This is a genomic window from Duganella sp. Leaf126, assembly GCF_001423125.1.
In the GTDB taxonomy this organism is placed as follows: domain Bacteria; phylum Pseudomonadota; class Gammaproteobacteria; order Burkholderiales; family Burkholderiaceae_D; genus Rugamonas.
This window is the reverse complement of record NZ_LMNW01000012.1, coordinates 376,974-397,161: the sequence shown is the minus strand read 5'-3', so window position 1 is coordinate 397,161 and position 20,188 is coordinate 376,974. Positions and strand designations below refer to the sequence as shown.

General features: G+C 67.1%; 14 protein-coding genes and 1 tRNA gene. 7 read left to right on the top strand and 8 right to left on the bottom strand.

What is annotated here, in order from left to right; translation table 11 throughout:
- Nucleotides 1-61 precede the first annotated feature (61 nt).
- The 3 genes from ASF61_RS09435 to ASF61_RS09425 all read right to left on the bottom strand — a co-directional run bounded on the left by ASF61_RS09435 (nt 62) and on the right by ASF61_RS09425 (nt 5,421).
- Complete coding sequence (locus ASF61_RS09435; RefSeq protein WP_056154420.1) at nt 62-1,453, bottom strand: sodium:solute symporter family protein; 1,392 nt, start codon at nt 1,451-1,453, stop codon at nt 62-64.
- A 9-nt stretch (nt 1,454-1,462) separates the two neighbouring features.
- On the bottom strand, nt 1,463-2,284 hold the full coding sequence (locus ASF61_RS09430) for an IclR family transcriptional regulator (protein WP_056154417.1): 822 nt from the start codon (nt 2,282-2,284) through the stop codon (nt 1,463-1,465).
- A 194-nt stretch (nt 2,285-2,478) separates the two neighbouring features.
- Nucleotides 2,479-5,421 (bottom strand): PAS domain-containing protein, encoded by a 2,943-nt coding sequence (locus tag ASF61_RS09425; RefSeq protein WP_162241982.1) that lies wholly within the window; start codon nt 5,419-5,421, stop codon nt 2,479-2,481.
- Between the two features lie 232 nt (nt 5,422-5,653).
- Here ASF61_RS09425 and ASF61_RS09420 point away from each other — a divergent pair, with 232 nt between their 5' ends.
- A complete protein-coding gene (locus ASF61_RS09420; protein WP_056154412.1) occupies nt 5,654-6,400 on the top strand; it encodes an N-acetyltransferase in 747 nt (248 codons plus the stop codon).
- 123 nt (nt 6,401-6,523) lie between these two features.
- A complete protein-coding gene (locus ASF61_RS09415; protein WP_056154408.1) occupies nt 6,524-7,210 on the top strand; it encodes a YjjG family noncanonical pyrimidine nucleotidase in 687 nt (228 codons plus the stop codon).
- Nucleotides 7,211-7,463: 253 nt separating this feature from the next.
- On the opposite strand, the gene ASF61_RS09410 is transcribed toward ASF61_RS09415, so the two are convergent.
- Together ASF61_RS09410 and ASF61_RS09405 are read right to left on the bottom strand one after the other, a co-directional pair.
- Entirely contained in the window at nt 7,464-8,582 is a 1,119-nt protein-coding gene (locus ASF61_RS09410) for a YbdK family carboxylate-amine ligase (protein WP_056154406.1), read from the bottom strand.
- A 1-nt stretch (nt 8,583) separates the two neighbouring features.
- A complete protein-coding gene (locus tag ASF61_RS09405; RefSeq protein ID WP_056154403.1) occupies nt 8,584-9,768 on the bottom strand; it encodes a cation:proton antiporter in 1,185 nt (394 codons plus the stop codon).
- A 99-nt stretch (nt 9,769-9,867) separates the two neighbouring features.
- Here ASF61_RS09405 and fghA point away from each other — a divergent pair, with 99 nt between their 5' ends.
- The gene (fghA, locus tag ASF61_RS09400) at nt 9,868-10,713 is read left to right on the top strand and encodes an S-formylglutathione hydrolase (protein ID WP_056154401.1); all 846 of its coding nucleotides are present in this window, start codon (nt 9,868-9,870) and stop codon (nt 10,711-10,713) included.
- Between the two features lie 73 nt (nt 10,714-10,786).
- Here fghA and ASF61_RS09395 read toward each other — a convergent pair whose 3' ends face one another.
- Nucleotides 10,787-11,749 carry a chemotaxis protein gene (locus ASF61_RS09395; protein WP_056154398.1) on the bottom strand — a complete coding sequence of 321 codons (963 nt, stop codon included), beginning with the start codon at nt 11,747-11,749 and terminating at the stop codon, nt 10,787-10,789.
- A gap of 306 nt (nt 11,750-12,055) precedes the next feature.
- Nucleotides 12,056-12,131, bottom strand: a tRNA-Gly gene (locus ASF61_RS09390).
- 141 nt (nt 12,132-12,272) lie between these two features.
- Here ASF61_RS09390 and ASF61_RS09385 point away from each other — a divergent pair.
- The 4 genes from ASF61_RS09385 (at nt 12,273) to ASF61_RS09370 (ending at nt 17,344) form a co-directional block, all read left to right on the top strand.
- Nucleotides 12,273-13,907, top strand: a complete 1,635-nt coding sequence (locus ASF61_RS09385; RefSeq protein WP_056154395.1) for a Na+/H+ antiporter — start codon at nt 12,273-12,275, stop codon at nt 13,905-13,907.
- Between the two features lie 25 nt (nt 13,908-13,932).
- Nucleotides 13,933-15,021 carry a sensor histidine kinase gene (locus tag ASF61_RS09380; protein WP_056155414.1) on the top strand — a complete coding sequence of 363 codons (1,089 nt, stop codon included), beginning with the start codon at nt 13,933-13,935 and terminating at the stop codon, nt 15,019-15,021.
- Nucleotides 15,009-15,818, top strand: a complete 810-nt coding sequence (locus ASF61_RS09375; RefSeq protein ID WP_056154392.1) for a LytTR family DNA-binding domain-containing protein — start codon at nt 15,009-15,011, stop codon at nt 15,816-15,818. The genes ASF61_RS09380 and ASF61_RS09375 overlap by 13 nt, the downstream gene beginning before the upstream one ends.
- 266 nt (nt 15,819-16,084) lie before the next feature.
- Entirely contained in the window at nt 16,085-17,344 is a 1,260-nt protein-coding gene (locus ASF61_RS09370; RefSeq protein WP_056154389.1) for an acyltransferase family protein, read from the top strand.
- Between the two features lie 121 nt (nt 17,345-17,465).
- On the opposite strand, the gene ASF61_RS09365 is transcribed toward ASF61_RS09370, so the two are convergent.
- Nucleotides 17,466-20,039, bottom strand: coding sequence for a penicillin acylase family protein (locus ASF61_RS09365; protein ID WP_229205801.1), 2,574 nt, complete (start codon nt 20,037-20,039; stop codon nt 17,466-17,468).
- Between the last annotated feature and the right edge of the window lie 149 nt (nt 20,040-20,188).

Sequence of the window (20,188 nt, the reverse complement as noted above, 5' to 3'; positions counted from 1 at the left end):
GGAACAGCGCTTGCATCATCTCCAAAATGGTCGCAGAGCGACAAAAAACAGGCAGCGCCTGTTATTCGACGCTGCCCCCACGACCGAGCACCCGCCCGGCCAGAATCACGATCGCTGGTGTCACCAGCGCGATATACATATTGTCGATACCCCAGGGATCCCCCAGCAGGTACCAGACGGTGGTGGCCACACTGGCCGCCAGCAGTCCCCACATGGCGCCGCGCCTGCCGCCAGACCAAGGTAAATACAGGCCGATCACGGCCACGACCGAAATCGACAGCCGCAGCGCACGCGTAAAAAACGACAGCTGCAACAAGCCCGGCGCAAACAGCACGAACACCAGCGGCACCAGCCCGATCGCCCAGGCCATCGCCCGCGTGGCGCGCAACTCGCGCTCCGGCGTGGGACGGCACAGCGGCACGTAAAAATCGCGCACCGCCAGCGAAGCGATCGCCAGCGACACGGCGCTCACCCCGGCAAACACTGCCGCCACCAGCGACACCGCCACCAGCCCGGCCAGGACCACATTCATGCTCTGCATGAACACCGGCAGCGCGTACAGGCTGGGCATGTCCGGGTGCAGATACCGCGCCGCCACGCCGATCAGGCCCAGTGCGATCCCGATCGGCAGCGCCAGCCAGCCCGCGATAAACGTCGCGCGGCGTGCCGCGTTGGCGCTCCGGGTCGATGAAATCGCCTGGATGATGTACTGCGTCGAGAAAATCGCCCCGATATTCCCGATAAAAAACGCTACGATGGTCGAGGCGCCGAATGCGCCGTCCCACGTGAAATACCATGCCGGCAGCGTGGCCACCATCGGCGCCACGCCCCCCGTCAGTTTCAGCGCCACCGCCAGCACCACCAGCACGCCCAGGTACTTGACGGCGCTGTGCAGCAGCGTGACGTAGGCCAGGCTCTTCATCCCGCCAAAGGCGAAATAGAAGGTGCTGACCGCCGCGATCACCACCGCCGCCAGCGGCAGGCTCACTTGCAGCACCGTGGCGATGGCCGCCGCGCCGCTCATGTAATTGCCCACGTTGACCAGCAACAGTGCGTAGATCATCACCAGCGACACCGTCATCTGGGTCGCCCGCCCGTAGCGCTGGAAGATCGCCCCGGAGATCGTGTACTCGCCCGAGTTGTACACTTTGCGCGCGAACACCAGCCCGAACAGCGGAAAGCCGATGGCCGCGCTCAGCACCGCCCACGACGCCGCCATGCCCGACTCGAACGCCGCCTGCGCGGTGCCGACAGCGGACTTGGCGCCGACAAATTCGGACACCATCAACACCCCCACCACCACGGCCGGCAGCGTGCGCGCGCCGACCATGAACTCGCTGGCGGTGCGGCTGCGCAGGCGCGCGGTCAGCGCCGCCGTGAGCGCGATGTACACCACCACCATCGCCACGATGACGGCAGCCCCGGCAGGTCCGGCCTGGCCCAGGACAGTCATCGCGCGGACCTAGCGGTCCTGGCCGACATAGCCGCCGGTGGTCTGCAGCGCGCGCGCCAGCTGCCCTGCCGCCGCCACCACTGCCGCCCTCGTGTCCTGCTCGAACTGCTGCAAGCTGCTGCGGCTGGCGGGGGCGGCCACGCTGAGCGAGGCCACCGGCAAGCCATCGACATCGAGCACGGGCGCTGCCATCACGTACACGCCGGACACGGTTTCCTGGTTCGACATCGCATAGCCCAGGGCCCGCACCTGCGCCAGGCGTTCGAGCAGGGCGTCGATATCGGTCAGCGTGGTCGCCGTCAGCCTGACCAGCGGCTGGCCGCGCAGCACCTTCAGTTGCGCATCCTGCGGCAGCCAGGCCAGGATGGCCTGCCCTACCGCGCTCGAATACGCTGCCACCCGGCTGCCGATGCGCACATCGACGCCCAGTTGCGCCAGTCCCGCCTGCACCCGTTCCACGTACACCACGCTGCTGCCGTCGAGCACCCCGATCGACGCCGCCTCGCTCACCTCGCCGACCAGGCCGCGCAGGATGGGCCGGGCCAGCGTGCGCAGGTCGGAACGCGCGATGGCGTCGAATCCGAGGTCCAGCACCTTGAGCGAGAGCCGGAACAGCCGGCTCTCCCCCACCTTGGTCACGTAGCCGAGGCCCACCAGCGTGTTGAGAAAGCGGAATGCGGTGGCGTTATCGAGGCCCGCCTTGCGCGCCACTTCGGCCATCGTCAATTCCGGCTCCTGCGCCGTAAACGCCTGCAATACCTTGAAACCCTTGGCCAGTGATTGCACCGTGTTCTTCGGGTCGGCCGGCGGTTGCTGTATAGGTCCTGTCATGCTGCACTCCTCTATGTTCGGAATGCGAATTATAGAGCAGCGACCTGGCCATGCTGCTTCCAAGGAGCATCAAAAACACGTCACAACGTCGGGCCCGGCTATCAATGATGCCACAATTATTCGGAATGCGAAGTTTTGTTCGCATAAAGTATAGGCCGCTTCTTGCTAAAATTCAAGTTAAAACCGTTTTGTGTCTATCGGTCGTTGCCGGAAACAACAGTGGGGTCGGCCAGCAGCCGGCCCAGCGCCGCGTGGTCGACCGGCTTGACGAAGTGGTGGTCGAAGCCGGCCGCCCTCGACAGCACCCGGTCGTGGGCCTGGCCGTAGCCGGTCAGTGCGATCAGCAGCTTGTCCGCAGTAGCCGGCCGGGCGCGCAGGCGCCGCGCCAGCTCGTAGCCGTCCATGTCGGGCAGGCCGATATCGAGGATGAAGGCGTCCGCCGCCGCTGCCCCATCGGCTTCCCACGCCGCGCTGGCGCGCAGCGCGCTTTCCGCGTCGTTGAAAATCGCCACCTGGTGCCCCAGCGCCTCGAGCAGCGCGCCGAGCGTGCGGCCGGCGTCCTGGTTGTCGTCCACCACTACCAGGCGCCGCTGGCGGGCGCTCGCCGCTGACGGCGCCAGGTGCGCCAGCGGCAGCGCCGCAGGCGCCGCGACGGCCAGCACTGCCGGCGACAGCAGCGGCAGCACGATGGTGAACGTGCTGCCCTTGCCGGCACCGTCGCTGGCGGCAACCGCGCTGCCACCGTGCAGCACGGCGATGCTTTTCACCAGCGCCAGGCCGAGACCGAGGCCGCCCTGCGCGCGGTCCGGCGTGCGCTCGGCCTGGGCAAACAGGTCGAACACGCGCGGCAGCAGTTCGGGCGGCATGCCGATGCCGTTGTCGGTCACCGAGAGGACCGCCTCGGCGTTTGCAGCGCCATGACGGTCGGCGTGGTCGCGCCGCACGTCCAGCGCGAGCACCACTTCGCCGCCCTGCGGCGTGTACTTGGCGGCGTTGTTGAGCAGGTTGGCCAGCGCCTGCACCAGCCGCGTCCTGTCGCCGCGCACGAATAGCTGGTCCGGCGGCAGGCGCAGCACCAGCGCATGGCGGCGCGCTTCGAGCAGGGGGCGCGCCTGTTCGACCGCGCCGTGGACGATGGCCATCAGCTCCAGTTCGTGCTGTTCCAGCTGCACCAGGCCGCGCGTGACGCGCGACACATCGAGCAGATCGTCCACCAGGTCGGTCATGTGCCTGACCTGGCGGATGATGATGTCGCTGGCGTGCTCGATCCCTGGCTCGCGGCTGCCGCGCAGCTTGAGCAGCTGGGCGGCGGTGCTGATCGGCGCCAGCGGGTTGCGCAGCTCGTGCGCCAGCATCGCCAGGAAATCGTCCTTGCGCTGGCTGGCCTGGCGCCATTCGGCTTCGGCCAGCTTCTGTTCGTGGATGTCGGTGCAGGTCCCCATCCAGCGGATGATGTGGCCGGCGTCGTCGCGGATCGGCAGCGCGCGCGCCAGCACCCAGTGGTAGCGGCCGGAGACGTGGCGCAGCCGGTACTGGATTTCGTAGGTGTCGCCGCTTGCCAGGCAGTGCTGCCACACGGACCAGGCGCGCGGCTGGTCGTCTGCGTGCAGCAGGCCGTTCCAGGCGTCACCGTCGGTCGCCCCGACCGGCATGCCGGTGAAGTCGTACCAGCGCTGGTTGAAGTAGTCGTGCAGGCCGTCGGGCAGCGTGGACCACACCATTTGCGGCATGGCGTTGGCGATGGTGCGCAAGCTGGCCTCGCTCGCGCGCAGCGCGATGTCGCTGCGCAGCCGCTCGCTGGTAGCGCGGGCGCGTTCGGCCATCTCGCGGATCAGCGCCACGTCCTCGTCGCTCCAGCTGCGCGGCTGCGCGCTGTGCACGAAGATCAGCGCCACCAGCTCGCCCTGCTCGATCACGGGCACGTCGACCAGGGCGCCGGCGTTGCGCGCTTTGAGCGCGGCGGCGACATCGCGCGTGCGCGGATCGAAATCGACATCGTCGATGGCCACCAGCCGGCCCTGCCGCAGCTCCTCGAAAAAGGTGCCGTAATCGCCGAAGCGCAGCGTGGCGGGCGGCAGCCGGGCGCCGGGCGCCGACCACTCGCGCGCCACCGTGAAGGTCTGCGCCAGGGCGTCCACGCTGCCGTAGCCGACCCGGCTCACGCCCAGCGTTTCGCCGAGGATCACGCAGGCCTGCATCAGGATGTCCTCGGGGTGGCGCACGCGGCGCGCGGCGTCGCCCAGGCGCACCAGCGCGTGGCGGCGCAGTTCGCGCAGCACGCGGTCGGTGACGTCGGTGCCGTGTACCAGGATGCCGGTGACGGCGTCGTCGGCGCCGCGCACCGGCTGGTAGATGAAATCGACATGCCGCTCGGTGGTGGCGCTGCCCGCGGGCGCCGTCACCAGGCAGCGCACGCCGTTGGCCGTGTGCGCCGTGCCGGTGCGGTACACCTGGTCGAGCAGTGCGATGAAGCCCTGCTGCTGCGCTTCGGGCAGCGCCTGTGCCACGGTCAGGCCCGGCACCGGACGGCCGTCGAGCAGTTGCCGGTAGCCTGCGTTGACGTAGGTGTAGCGGTGGCACGGGCCTTCCAGCATGGCCATGAAGACGGGCGCCTGTCGGAACAGCTCGGCCATCGAATGCTGGTCGCGGATGGTCTGCGCCTGTGCCACCAGCTCCGAACGCATGCTGGCGGCCTGGTTGGCGTCGCGCACGCGCTGGGTGACGTCCTCGGCATGCTGGATCACGTAGCGCACCGCGCCGTCGGCGCCCAGCACCGGCACGTGCACCGGCTTCCAGTAACGCTCGACGAAGCCGATGCCATCTTCGGCCGGCACATCGTAGCGCTGGACCGGCAGCGTATCGGGCATTCTGGTGTCCAGCACGCGCGCGATCGCGGCGCCGATATTGGCCGCACCATCGGGACGGTCGAGTGCCGGATTGTCGGGAAAGGCATCGAACAGCCGGCGTCCCAGCAGCTGCTCGCGGCGCGCGCCGGTGGCGCGCAAATGGGCGTCGTTGACCGCCACGATCACCAGCGCCGGGGTGACGGCCAGACACGGCGACGGCACGGCGTCGAACAACGCCAGAAAGTCGGCATCTGGCGCAAACGCGGAAACTGCAGGATTGATGGTACTCACGGGGACAGCCTGGACGTCATGGGACCGACAGTCTACCCGATGGCGACGCCGGGGCACGCACCCCTGGGGACGTGGCCTCGCTCCGCCCGGCATACAGGCTGCCCGGGCAAGCGGCTGTTCATTGTCAGGGAGCGCGACTCGCTGTAAGATCGACGACCACGCGCATGAGCGAGCGTTTTTCCATCCGGGCAGACGAGCTTCAGCAGGCCATTACCAGAAAGGTTCACCAGCAATGATACATTCGACAGCGATCATCGACAGCGGCGCAAAGCTCGGCAAAGGCGTCTCCGTCGGCCCTTACACCATCATCCACGCCAACGTCATCATCGGTGACGACACCCAGATCGGCTCGCATTGCGAGCTCGGCGTGCCATCAGCGCTGTCCGGTGGCGCGCCGCTGGTGATCGGGAAATCATCGCTGATCCGTTCCCACAGCGTTTTCTACGAGGGGTCCGAATTCGGCGAAAAGCTGAGTACCGGGCACCGGGTCACGGTGCGCGAGAAAACCAGGGCTGGCGATGGTTTCCAGATCGGCACGCTGGGTGACATCCAGGGCCACTGCACCATCGGCGACTACGTCAAGTTCCACAGCAACGTCCACATCGGCCAGCATTCGACCATCGGCAACTACGTGTGGATTTTCCCTTACGTAGTATTGACCAACGACCCGCATCCACCAAGCGAAGTCATGATGGGTGTCACCATCGAGGATTTTGCCGCCATTGCCACCATGTCGATCGTTTTGCCCGGTGTCACGGTCAAGTCAGGAGCGCTGGTCGGCGCCCACAGCTCGGTCAACAGGACGGTCGAGCCTGATACGGTGGTTGCCGGCAGCCCGGCCAAGTTCATCTGCAATACCAGCGATATCAAGCTCAAGGACGGATCGGGCAACAGTGCTTATCCTTGGCGCAAGCGTTTCCATCGCGGCTACCCGGAGGCTGCCGTGGCGGCTTGGGTGGCAGAGTTTGCTTCGGCCTGAGGAACAGCTGCTGACAGCAGCCCGGTGGCAGTAGCGGGCTATCCCGGTTCAGTTAGCGATGGCGGCGGACGGTATGCTACCATCGCCGATTGCAACTCCCGGCACCCGCTGCCCCGATCCGACATGAAGCACCGGTTATTCCTGTTCGACCTCGACGACACCCTGCTCGACTTCCGCGCCTCCGAACACCTGTCGTTCCAGCACACCATGCAGGTGCTGGGCCTCGACACCCTGCCCGACGGCCTGTTTGCACGGTACCAGGCCATCAACGTGGCGCTGTGGCGCAGCCTGGAACTGGGCGAAGTGACCACCGACTTTCTCAAGGTCGAGCGCTTCCGCATGACCTTTCTGGCGCAACAGCTCGATCTCGACCCCCAGGCCGCCAGCGAGATTTACCTGGCCTCGCTGGCCAACACGGTGGTGCTGATCGACGGCGCCACCGAGGTGTGCGCGGCGCTGGCGGCGGTTGGCGAAGTCGGCATCATCACCAATGGCGCCGAGCATGTCCAGCAGGTACGCATCGCCAGCTCGGGCTTGCAGGACTATGTGTCGTTTGTGGCCACCTCGCAAGCCTGCGGCCACGCCAAGCCGGATACACGCTTCTTCGAATTCGCGGCGCAAAAGGCGCGGCCGTTCAGCAAGGACCAGGCCATCATCATCGGCGACCGCCTCGACGCCGACATCCTCGGCGCCAACCGCTACGGCATCGACAGCTGCTGGTTCAACCGCGAGCGCTTGCCGAACACCTCGACCGCCATCCCCACCTTCGAGATCGCCGCCCTCGGCCAGCTGCTCCCCACGCTGGCCTAGTTTCGCGGTCAGGTCCCAGTGCCGTCAACTTAAGGTCTTGATCTCCGTCGTACCCGCGCAGGCGGGTACCCAAGTTCTGCGAGATGCGTCGACATGTCGGCCACATTGGGTCCCCGCCTGCGCGGGGACGACGTTTTTATGCAAACGAGACCAACCCTTTCCTCTTAACTTGACCGCGCTAGGGACATGATCCGACAGCCGGACATATTTGCACTTGATCCACCGCCGACGGTCACCTTCCGCCTTGGAGGCATCAACGGCCGCGGAAGCGGTGGATGGCGGCATCGACCATGCCTTCGGCGCTGCCGCTGCGGTCGTACTGCTGGCGCAGGTAGTGGGCGTCGCTGCCCTCGTGGGTGGCGCGCACCAGGTGTTGCAGGCCCTCGGTGCCGCCCAGCGTTACGCCGTACGGTTCCATCTTGCGCAGCGTGGTCAGAATGTCTTCGCGCAGCGACAGGCTGTCGTAGGTCTTCGGGTGCACCAGCGTGCCGTCCAGGCCGAAGCGGCAGGCCTGGAAGCGGTTGTAGTTATAGACCAGGTAGTCGTCCTCGGCCGGCGCCTGTTCGCGCCGTTCGAGCAGGTAGGCGCACAGCGCCTGCAGGTAGGCAGCCAGGGCGGCGGCGCGCTCCACCGTCAGCGGCGTATCGCACACGCGCAGCTCGATGGTGCCGAACTCGGGCTTGGGGCGGATGTCCCAGTAAAAGTCCTTCATGCTCTTGATCACGCCCGTGTGTTCCATCTTGGCGAAGTACTCGTGCTCGAAACTGTCCCAGCTCAGCGTGAACGGCGCCCGGCCGCTCATCGGAAATGCGAACACCGAGTTCAGCCGCGCCGAATTGAACAGCGTGTCGTTCCCCTGCACGAACGGCGACGACGACGACAGCGCGATGAAATGCGGCACGTAGCGGCTGAGCGCGTGCAGCAGGAACAGCGCATCGTCGCCCGACGCGCAACCGACGTGCACGTGCTGGCCGAAGATGGTGAACTGCTTGGCCAGGTAGCCGTACAGCTCGGACACTTCCTTGAAGCGCGGCTTGGCGAAGATGCGCCGCTCCGACCACTTCTGGAACGGGTGGGTGCCGCCGCCGCAGATGCCGATATTGAGCTGCTCGCCCGCCTGCACCAGCGTATCGCGGATCACCTGCAACTGCGCCACCAGCTCGTTGTGGCGGGTGTGGACGTCGCTGTTAATCTCGATCATGCTCTCGGTGATCTCGGGCGTGACGTTGCCGGGGAACGGCTTGCGTCCGAGCAGGTGCAGCAGGTCCGGGCTCGATGCGGTGAGGTCGTAGTCGGACAAACTCACCAGTTGCAATTCGAGTTCCACCCCCATGGTCAGCGGCGCCGAGTCGTTGAATTTTTCCAATGGCATCTTACTTCTCCTTGTTGGTGGTTTCGGCCGCCCAGATCAGCGCGCGCTGGGTGAAGATCGGCCCCAGCACTTCCAGCACCAGCGTCATCGCCGCCAGCGCCGCCAGCTCATCGACCAGCACGATGCCCATGTAGCGGGTCTGTTCGAGCAGCAGAGTCACGAAGACCGACATCGGCGCCAGTGCCACGCCGGTCAGCACGCCCTTGCGCCAGGAAATGCCGCCCACCCGGGCAAACAGGGTGGTGCTGGCGGTCTTGACCAGGAATCGCGCCAGCAGCACGACCATGCCCAGGCTGGCGCCCTCGACCACGCGTTCCCATTCCAGCGTGGAGACGGCAAACACGAACAGCAGCACGGTCAGCAGTTCGCCGATGCCGCCGAAATTGCGCTCGGTACGGCTGAACGCCACGCGGCTGTGGCGCGCCGCCAGGCCGAACGTCAGCGTGGCCAGCACCGGCGACACTTCGAACGCCGACGAGCCGGCCACCAGCAGCACCACGCCCAGCGCAAACGCGATCGTGCCATCCTGCGCCAGCGCGCCCAGGCGGCGCAGCACGGCCGGCACCAGGAAGCCGAGGATGGCGCCCATCGCTGCCGAGATCAGCAGTTCGATCAGCGAATGCGACACGGCCTGGGTCAGGCTGCCCGAGGTTTCGAACACCCAGAATCCGACCACCACCTTGAACACGAACACCGCCAGCACGCAGTTGATGGCCACCAGGTGCAGCACGCGTTCGGTCACCTGGCCCGAGCTGTTCTGCTCGTTAATCACGCGCAGCACGCCGGCCGGCGAGGTGGACATGGCCAGCGAAGCGAGCAGCAGCGACGTCAGCGCCGGCATGCCGGTCAGGTGGGCGATCAGGTACACCACCCCGAACGTGGCGGCCGATTCCACCAGCCCGGTGACCAGGATCCAGGGATTGATGCGCAGCCAGCGCAGGTTGATGCGGTAGCCGAACTCGAACAGGATCAGGCCGAAAGCGAAGTTGGCCAGCGTGGTGACCGTGCTGGCGGCGCCGCTGGTCAGCGCCGCCGGAAATGCCTGCGACAGCAGGAAGCCGACGATGCCGTACACGCTGATGCGCGGCAGCCGGGTCCAGCGGTGGATGAATTCGCCCAATAGCCAGGCGATGGCAATGGCAAGCGGCCAACCGAGGTCGGCCAGGATGACCTGGAAATCCGGCATGCTGTTCTCCTAGTTTGCAAAAGACTTAAGGTTACCGGTGATATTATGGCCGAAGACTCCACAATCTCCTGTTCCATAAGAAACATAAGGAAGCCCAACATGCTCGAATTGCTGAGTGAACACGCCTGTTTCGGCGGCGTTCAGCGCTTTTACCGCCACCCGTCGCGCGAGATCGGCCTGCCCATGCGCTTTTCGGTATTCATCCCGGCCCACCCGGACGGCCAGCGCCTGCCCGCCCTGTTCTACCTGGCCGGTCTCACCTGTAACGAGGAAACCTTCATGACCAAGGCCGGCGCCCAGCGTCATGCCGCCGAGGCAGGCCTGATCCTGATCGCGCCCGACACCAGCCCGCGCGGCGCCGACGTACCGGGCGAGACCGACAGCTGGGACTTCGGCGTGGGCGCCGGGTTCTACCTCGACGCCACCCGGCCGGCATGGGCCAGGCATTACCGCATGGAGAGCTACATCCACGAATTGCGCGCGCTGGTGGTGGCCGAGCTGCCGGTCGATGGCGACCGGGTCGGCATTTTCGGCCATTCGATGGGCGGTCATGGCGCGCTGACGCTCGCGCTGAAAAACCCGCAGGCCTTCCGCTCGGTCTCGGCGTTTGCGCCGATCGCCGCACCGATCAAGTCGCCCTGGGGCAAGAAAGCGTTCACCGGCTACCTCGGCGACAACCAGGAAACATGGGAGCCGTACGACGCCTCGGTGCTGATGGCGCGCCTGCAGACGCCCTTCCCGGCCGGCATCCTGATCGACCAGGGCCTGGGCGACAAGTTCCTCGCCGAGCAGCTCTACCCCGAAGTATTCGAGGCGGCCTGCCGCAATGCCGCGCAGCCGCTGGAACTGCGGCGTCACCCGGGGTACGACCACGGCTATTACTTCATTACGACCTTCATCGCAGACCACATCCGCTTCCACGCCAGGAATCTGACGGAATCGTAACGCCGCGCGCAGCAAAAAAAAATGGGCCGCGATGTCGCCATCGCGGCCCCCGGTACTGCGGTCACGCCGACGCTTACGCGGCAGCCTTGCCGATCACACTGCGGATCGTCGACGCCAGGTCCTCGGCCGAGAACTTGGCCACGTAGGCATCGGCGCCCACGCCCTTGACGTGATCTTCGTTGGTCTTGCCGGACAACGAAGAATGGATCACCACCGGAATCTTGGCAAAGCGCGCGTCCTGCTTGATCTTGCGCGTGAGCGTAAAACCATCCATTTCCGGCATTTCCAGGTCGGTCAGCACCATCGCCACGCGGTCGCTGATCTGCACGCCTTCGGCCTTGGCGCCGTCCGCGATCGAATTCAAGCGCTCCCACGCTTCCTTGCCGGACTTGGTCATGATGAAGTGCACGCCCATCGCTTCCAGGCCCTTTTCGATCAGGTTGCGCGCCACCACCGAATCATCGGCAGCAAGCACCACGCTGCCCGGCTTCAGCAGCACCTTGGCGCCGATGGTTTCCGGATCCACGTCCTTGCCATCGGGCGGCACCAGCTCGCGCAAGATGGTTTCCACGTCCAGCACCTGCGCCAGGCGCGTGTTCTGGACATCGCCATCGATGCGCGCAATGCTGGTGACCTTGCCGCCGGCCGTGCCTTCGGCCGTCAGCACCTGGCTCCAGTCGAGGCGCACGATTTCTTCCACCGATTCCACCGCGAACGCTTGCGTGGTGCGCGCGAACTCGGTGACCAGCATGATATTGAGACCAGTTTTTGGGGTCACACCGACGATGCCCGGCAAATCGAGCACCGTGATAATCTGACCGCGCAAATTGACGACGCCCAGCATATGTGGCGGGGATCCGGCCACTGCTGTCACTTCAGGCATCGCCACGATTTCGCGGATTTTGAAGACGTTAATACCGAACAATTCCGAATGCTCGCCATTGGCGTCGGCGCCGAGGCGGAACAGCAACAGTTCGAATTTGTTGGAATTGGTCAGGTTACTGCGTTCATCCACTTCCTGCTGAACTGATTTCATAGATCGTCTCCATCGGGTCCGCAAAACAGCGGGTCCACCGCGGACCCCTGCTGCCATTGCCTCGGAAGTATAACGTTCGCAACACTGTTACGGAGCACTTTCAGCAGCGTAATCTTGTCCTACAGCACGATAAACAACGCTTATTGCAGCAACATTGTTTGTTACATCAGGGATTTTGGCAGCGCTGGCGATGCGATCGACCATCCGTCCTGAAAGTCATCGAGTGAACAGGCGGGCGAAAACAAAAAAGGACCCGCAGGTCCTTTTTGAATGCACGCAGCTGTGACCATCTGCGCGCCTGAATGCTGGAGCGGGAGAAGAGTCTCGAACTCTCGACCTCAACCTTGGCAAGGTTGCGCTCTACCAACTGAGCTACTCCCGCTGGGAGAGGCCGGATTATGCCAGAACTTTTTCCGTAATGCCAGTCCTACGCCGTCATCGCCACCATCGTTTGCCAAATTCATACCGTGCGGCCCTTCGGTTAAACTTTGCCATCTTGCGTAATAAGAATAAAAGGATAGGAATGGATTCGATTGAAATTGTGCTGGTCATGCTGTTGGCCGTGGTGGCAAGCGCCTACCTGATGCGGCTGCTACCCAGCGCGATCCCGCTGCCGCTGGTGCAGATCGCGCTCGGCGCCCTGATCGCGGCCAAGTCCTCGCATGGCGTGGAACTGGAGCCAGACCTGTTTTTCCTGGTGTTTCTGCCGCCGCTGCTGTTTCTCGACGGCTGGCGCATTCCTAAAAGCGGGCTACTGCGCGATAAGGGCACCATCCTCGAACTGGCGTTCGGACTGGTGTTCTTCACCGTGATCGGCGCCGGCTTCCTGATCCACTGGCTGATTCCGGCCATGCCGCTGGCGGTGGCGTTTGCGCTGGCCGCCATCGTCTCTCCCACCGATCCGATCGCCGTGAGCTCGATCGCTGCCAACACCCCCATCCCCAAGCGCCTGATGCACATCCTGGAGGGGGAATCGCTGCTCAACGACGCCAGCGGCCTGGTGTGCTTCCGGTTCGCGGTGGCGGCAGCCATGACCGGCACGTTTTCGATCGGCACGGCCAGCCTGACCTTCCTGTGGCTGGTGGCCGCGGGACTGGGAGCCGGCGTCGGCGTGACCATGATCGTGACCTGGGCGCAGCGCTGGCTGACGCGCCGGTTCGGCGAACCGGTCGGCTCGCCGATCCTGGTCAACCTGCTGCTGCCGTTCGGCGCCTACCTCGTGGCCGAGCGCCTCAACGCCTCCGGCATCCTGGCGGCGGTGGCCGCCGGCGTCACCATGAGCTACGTGGAACTGAGCGGCCAGGCCATGGCCACCACCCGCATCCAGCGCTCGGCCGTCTGGGACACGGTGCAGTTCGCGCTCAACGGCGTGATGTTCGTGCTGTTGGGCGAACAGCTGCCCGACATCTTCAAGGGCGCCCGCGCCACCATCGAGGAGAGCGGCCATCTGAACCCGTGGTGGCTGGCCATCTACGCGGCAGCGATTACCGGCGGCCTGCTGCTGCTGCGCTTTGCCTGGGTGTGGGCGTCGCTGCGGCTGACCATCTTCCGCCGGCGCCTGCGCAATGAACCGGGGCCGCAAATCAAGTGGCGCCTGGTGATGGCCACCACGCTGGCCGGCGCGCGCGGCACCATCACCCTGGCCGGCGTGCTGACGCTGCCGCTGATGCTGCCCGGCGGCGAGCCGTTCCCGGCCCGCTCGCTGACCATTTTCCTGGCCTGCTCGGTGATCCTGCTGTCGCTGCTGATTGCCAGCATCGGCTTGCCGGGCCTGCTCAAGGGCATGACCTTCCCGGCCGAGCCGGAAGAACAGCAGGAGGAAGACCTGGGCCGCCGCGCCGCTGCCACCGCTGCGCTGGAGGCGGTCAAGGACGCCCAGGTCAAGCTGATGGAGGCAAACGACTGCGCCGACCCGAACGTGTATCCGGAGGCGGCCGGCCGCGTGATCGCGTTCTACGAGCACCGGCTGCGCGAAGTGGAGCCGGAAAAGGAAGGCGCGTGGCGCCGGTCCGACTCGGCCGAGCGCGAGCTGCGCCTGGCCGGCCTGAAGGCCGAACGGCGCACCGTGTTCGACCTGGCACGGCAGGACAAGATCTCCGATGCGATCTCGCGCAAGTTGGTGCGCGAGATCGATTTGCTGGAAGAGCGCTACAAATAGGATGGAACGCGCCCCGATGGCTGCCATGTCTTCTTCCCGCACCAGGCTCAATCTGGCCATCGCCTGGCTGCTGTTCTGGGGCCTGATGACGGCCACCGCGATCCAGGAATACCTGCGCAACGATGGCCGGCAATTATGGAAGCCCGTGGTCTGGGAGCTGACCTCGTTCGTGACGGTGACGCTGCTGCTGTACCTGCAGCGCCGGTCCACCGCGCGCCACGACGCCCTGGTCGGCGCGCCCGTGCGCTGGTTCGCGCGCCAGCTGGTGTGGCTGCCCGTGTACTGGGTGGCGTTTACGCCACTGGCCTTCGGCATGCGCCACCTGTTATATGGCATGGCCGGCGACGTCTACACCCACCAGGCCTGGCCCGAGGTGCTGCTGTACGAGAACGTCAAGATGACGGTGTTCTTCTTCATCTTTACCACCATTACGTTCGGCATCCTGTCCTACCACGCCATGCTCGCCGAAAAGCTGCGGCTCGAGCGTGTCAATGCGTCGTTGCGCGAGGTGCAGTTGCTGCGGTTGACCCAGCAACTGCAGCCGCACTTCCTGTTCAACGCCCTGAACACCATCTCTTCGCTGATGCACACCGATGTGCACCGTGCCGACGCCATGCTGGTGCAGCTGGCCGACGTGCTGCGCGCCACCCTCGACGTGGGCGAGCAGCACCAGGCGCCACTGTCCACCGAGCTGCGGTTGCTGCGCGGCTATGCGGCGCTGATGGCCGAACGGTTCGCCGACCGCGTCAGCATCGCCTGGCGCATCGACGAGGACGACCGGTCGCTGCTGGACTGCCCGGTGCCGGTGATGAGCATGCAGCCGCTGCTGGAAAACATCTTCAAGCACACGGTGGAACGCCGCCGCCAGCCGACCGCCATCACCATCAGCGCCCACCGCGAGGACGGCATGCTGGTGCTGCGGGTGGAGGACGACAGCGGGCGCCTGGCGCCGGTGCACGCCAGCGGCACCAGCGCCGCGGCTGCCAGCGGCATCGGCGTGCGCAACCTGCGCCAGCGCCTGGTCACGGGCTACGGCAGCGCGGCAACCTTCGATCTGATACAGCTCGCGCCGGCCGGCGTGCGGGCGGAAATGCGGCTGCCATGCGGGTGCTGATCGTTGACGACGAGCGCCCGGCGCGCGACAAGCTGCGCCGACTGCTGGCGCAGGAACCCGATATCAGCGCGGTGGCCGAGGCGCGCGACGGGGTGGAAGCGCTCGAACTGCTGGCGGAGTTTGCGCCCGACCTGCTGCTGCTCGATATCGAAATGCCGGAAGTGAGCGGGCTCGATGTGGCGGCATCGCTGCCGGCGCCGGCGCCGGTGGTGGTGTTCGTCACTGCCTACGACAATTACGCGATCCGCGCGTTCGACGCCAATGCCATCGACTACCTGCTCAAGCCCTACGACCAGCAGCGGCTGCGTCGCGCGCTCGACCGCGCCCGCGCGCGGCTGACGCAGCCGGCGGCACCGGCAAACGCGCTGGCGCCGCCACCGGCATTGCCGGCTCAGGCGCAGGCTCAGGTGCCGCCTCCTGTGCCGGCGCCCGTCCCCGCGCAGTTGCTGGTGCCGGAGCGCGGCGGCATGCGCGTGGTGCGCATCGACGACATCGCGTGGATCGAAACGGCCGACAACTACGTGGTGCTGCACACGGCCGACGGCCAGCCGCTGCTGCGCCAGACCCTGGCCGGCCTGCTCGCCACGCTCGGCCCGCGCTTCGTGCGCTGCCATCGCCGCGCAGCCGTGCAACTGCAGTGGGTGGAAGGCCTGGACATGCTGGACAAGGGCGACGGCGAACTGCTGCTGCGCGGCGGCGCCCGCGTGCCCTGCTCGCGCCAGTTCCGCCAGGACGTGCTGGCGCGGCTGCAGGCCGGGCCCGGGCCGGCGCCCGACGGGTCCCCGCACCGCGGCTGAAGCCGGCGGCGCAGCTGCTGGCTGACCCCGGCAGCGCGGCCTCAGGCTGACGCGGGTACTGCGCTGACCCATGCTGGCACGCCGGCTGATGCCGGCGACCGTGCCGTACGCCGGGGGCCGGCGCCGCCACCGCCACCGGTTGCGGCGCACCCGGCAGATCCGGCTCGCCCCTGCGGCATCCCGGCTCGCCCCACGAAGCTGGCCTCCGGGCCGGCGATCGCATAAGCTGGCGTCACCGATCAACGACAATCGCCGCCCCCACCGCCATGCACAACACCCAACGCCTGTATTTCCTCGACTGGATACGCATCATCGCCTTCCTGGTGCTGATCCTCTACCACACCGGCATGTACTACGTGACCTGGGACTGGCATGTGAAAAGTCCGGACGCCGGCCACGCCATCGAACCGCTGATGATCCTGTCGGCGCCATGGCGACTGGGCTTGCTGTTCATGATCTCGGGCGTGGCCACCGCCTTCATGCTGGGCAAGCTGAAAGCGGGAACGCTGATCGTGCAGCGCAGCTGGCGCCTGCTGGTGCCGCTGGTCTTCGGCATGCTGGTGATCGTGCCGCCGCAATCGTATTTCGAGGTCGTGGAAAAACTGGCCTACCAGGGCGGCTACGGCGACTTCCTCAAGCTGTATGTCACCGGCTACCGGGGCTTTTGCCGCGGCGACGATTGCCTGTCCATGCCGACCTGGAACCACCTGTGGTTCGTCGCCTACCTGTGGGTGTACACCATGATCTTCGGCATCGTGGCCTGGCTGGCCGGTAGCCGGCTGGCGCGCTGGCCCGACCTGGCGGGTCGGGTGCTTGGCGGCTGGAAGCTGGTACTGCTGCCGGTGATACTGCTGGTCGCGGCGCGCTTCATCCTCTCCGAAAAGTATCCGAGCACCCATGCCCTGTTCGGCGACTGGTACAACCATGCCCAGTACTTTTACCTGTTCGTGCTGGGCGCGCTGCTGGCCAGCCAGCGCCGCGTGTGGCAGGAAGCGGACCGCCTGCGCTGGACCAGCCTGGGCCTGTGGCTGGGCAGCTGGGCCATCCTGGTGGTGTGCTACAGCATGCCGCATGAACTGATGCACAGCGCGGCCGTCGCGCCGTGGCGCCCGCTGATGGGGGCCATCTACTGCCTGAACCAGTGGGTGGCGATCCTGACCGTGTGCGGCTATGCCCACCGCCACGTGGCTGGCGACAGCGCGCCGCGCCGTTACCTGACCGAGACCGTGTTCCCCGTCTACATCCTGCACCAGACGCTGATTGTGACCATGGCCCACTGGCTCAAACCGGTAAAACTGGCGCCCGTCACCGAAGGCGCAGTGCTGGTGATCCTGACCGTGACCATCAGTTTCGGCGTGTTCGAACTGGTGCGCCGTGTCGCGCTGCTGCGGCCGCTGTTCGGCCTGGGCCGCGAGCGGCCGGGCGCCGGCAGCCGCCAGGCTGACAGCGCGGTGTCGGCCAGCCTGTCACCGGCATCGGCTTCCTCCGTGACCGCGCCGGCGTCGTCGGCTGCCACGCCCGCCTAGCAGCTGCCGGCCCGGTGTCGCGCAGCGCCGTGCATGATGCCATGAACGGCGGCGGCGCAGCAGAACGGGCGGCAAATCGGACGGGAGAGCGGCGCACCGGTCGAGCCGACCGGCCCCTCGTTCACGCCCGACCTGCCTGGAAGGCGTTCAGCGTGTGCACCGGTGCGCCGGGCAGCAGCGGCGTTGTGCGCCCTGCCACCCAGTCGCTGCGGCCGGCGAGGAAATACGGCGACAGAGGATGGCCGCTTTGGCCGCCCGGCATGTTGAACACCGCTTCCTGCTCGCGGCCCGGCGACACGGTCAGCCGTTCCGAAGCGCCAAAGGTCGGCCCCGTCACGCGCGGCATGTGCTGGTCGCCTGCCAGCATGTCCGGCGCCACGGTCAGATAACGCCCCAGCAGCGGGATCGAGGACGCCATCGGATGCGCGCTGGCAGCGGTATTGCGCTGCCCCCAGGTGGCGTCGGCCAGGCGCTGCCCGTCCTGCGTCAGGTCGGCAATCGCGTGGTCGATCGCTGCCAGCTGCAACGCGTGCCAGCTGGCGTACTGCGGCGGCAGCCAGGCCGGCGGTTGCGCGTCGAGCAGGCGCGCCAGCACCACCGGCCAGCGCGACGTGGCCGACGCCATGCCCGCATGCGGATCGAGCAGGGCCAGCTGCCGGTCGGCGTCCCCGTATACGATGTCGTACAGCGCGTACAGGTAGCTGCGCGTGAGGCGATAGGCGACCGAGTCGACGCTGGCGTGCCCGGTCCAGGTGGACCGCAGCAGCGCCAGCGCCTCGGCGCGCTGCGGCCGTGCGGCCACCGACTGCGCATCGAGCGCCGCCATGGCGCGGTCGCGCCACGGCGCTAGGAACAGCGCGCGGTCGTCCAGCGCCACTGCGTACACCCGCTCCACGCCGGCGCGCGCCCCCAGTGCGGTGAGGCCGTCGCGCACCTGCCGCGTGCGGGCACCGAGGTCGAAGCCGCCGTCGCCGAGCAGCGCGGCGCCGGCGCCGTTCAGCTGGCGGCTGTTGGCCGTAAACAGCTGGCCGTCAGCCGGATCGACAACCCGCGGGTAGTCGTCGGCCGCCAGCCAGCCTTGCCAGGCGCTGTCGGCAGCGTCCGCGCGCAGCGGATAGCTGGCGTCGGGCGCGGTGACGGCACGGCGCGGGATGCGGCCGGCGATGGTCCAGCCGATATGGCCCGCGCTGTCGCCCGCCACCATGTTCTGCGCCGGGATGCCCAGCGTGGGCGCCAGTGCCAGGGCCTGCTGCACCGACGCGACATCTTCGAGCAGGTGCAGGCGCACGTTGACGGACCCCGGCTGGTGCGCGGCCCAGCGCACGGCATACGTCTTGCCGCCTGCCTCGTACAACGGCCCGAGCGATGTCTCGCGCACGACCAGGGTAGCGGCCGGTGCGCCCTTGACGACGATGGTTTCGCGATGCACGACGGGGGCTTCGGCACCGGCCGGTGTGCGAACCTGGCCCGGATGCGCCGGATCGCCGTCGAGCGCCAGCAGGTCGAGGTAGTCGCCATAGCTGTTGGTGAAACCCCACGCCACCTGGCCATTGCTGCCGGCGACCACGACCGGCGTGCCGGGCAGCGTGACGCCGACCACGCGGCGCTGGCCGCCCTTCCCGTCCGGGAACTGCAGCGCGGCGCGATACCAGATGACCGGCAACTGCAGTCCCAGGTGCATATCGTTGGCAACGATGGCCGCGCCGCTGTCGCTGCGGCTGCCGGCCAGCGCCCAGTTGTTGCTGCCCGTCGTGTTGCGCCATGCTGCAGCTGCCGGATGCATCGGTTGCCCCCACGGTCCGGCCAACGATGGGGACAACGAAGCGGACGACGAGGGAGCGCGGGCGCCGGTCACGGATTCGGCCAGGGTGTCCGGCAAGAATGCGGCGAGCAGGCCGGCACCGGACTGGCTGCCCGGCTGGCCAGGGGATGAGCCCCGGAACCGGTCATCCGGCGGCAGGTAGCCCGGGGCGCAGGCCTGCCGGTGCGGGTCGGCGGGACTGTCCGTGCGCTGTCGGCCCCACCATGCCGGTGCGCTGGGCGGTATCGACGGCGTGGCGCCGGTAATGCTGGCGGCGTCGAGCGGCGCGTCCCAGGCGCTGAAGGCAGGCGCCAGGAAGGCGCGCTGGGCCTCGTCGGTGTGCGCGCGCAGCCAGCCGCGCGACAGGTCGTGCTGCAGCTGGCCGCCTTGCAGGTCGAAGTACATGGCCCAGATCACCAGCAGCGAATCGGTCGCGCGCCATGGACGCGGCGCGGTGCCGTTCAGCGCATACTCGAACGGCTTCGCCTGCAGCGCGGCCAGGCCGGCGTTGACGCCGTCCGTGTAGCGCGTCATCAGCAGCCGGTCTGCGGGCGGCAGCGCAGCCAGGGCCAGGTCGGCGCGGGCGCGCAGGCGGTGCAGGCGGCGCGCCCGGTCGGTGGGCAGCGCCCGCGGCCCGAACAGTTCCGACAGCTCCCCGGCCGCCACCCGGCGCAGCAGGTCCATCTGGAAGTAGCGTTCCTGGGCGTGGACAAATCCGGTGGCGTACGCCACATCGAGCCGGCTGGTGCCGCTGATCAGCGGCACGCCGTGGTTGTCGCGCGCAACGCTGACCGCATCCTGCAGGCCGGCTGCGGTGCGCGTGCCATCGAGCACCGGCAGGCTGGCGCGCAGCCAGAGCCACCCGCCGACACCGGCCGCCAGCAGCAGGAGCATCACGCCTGCCGTCCACCGCAGCCCCCACCTGAGCCAGCGCCTGTCGCGCCATGTTGGTGCCATATCGTCTCCGCCTCGCTGTGATTCGTATGCGCCGTAATATCGCACATCCGGTGCCGCCCGTGCGCGGCCGGCACGCTGGCGCGCAC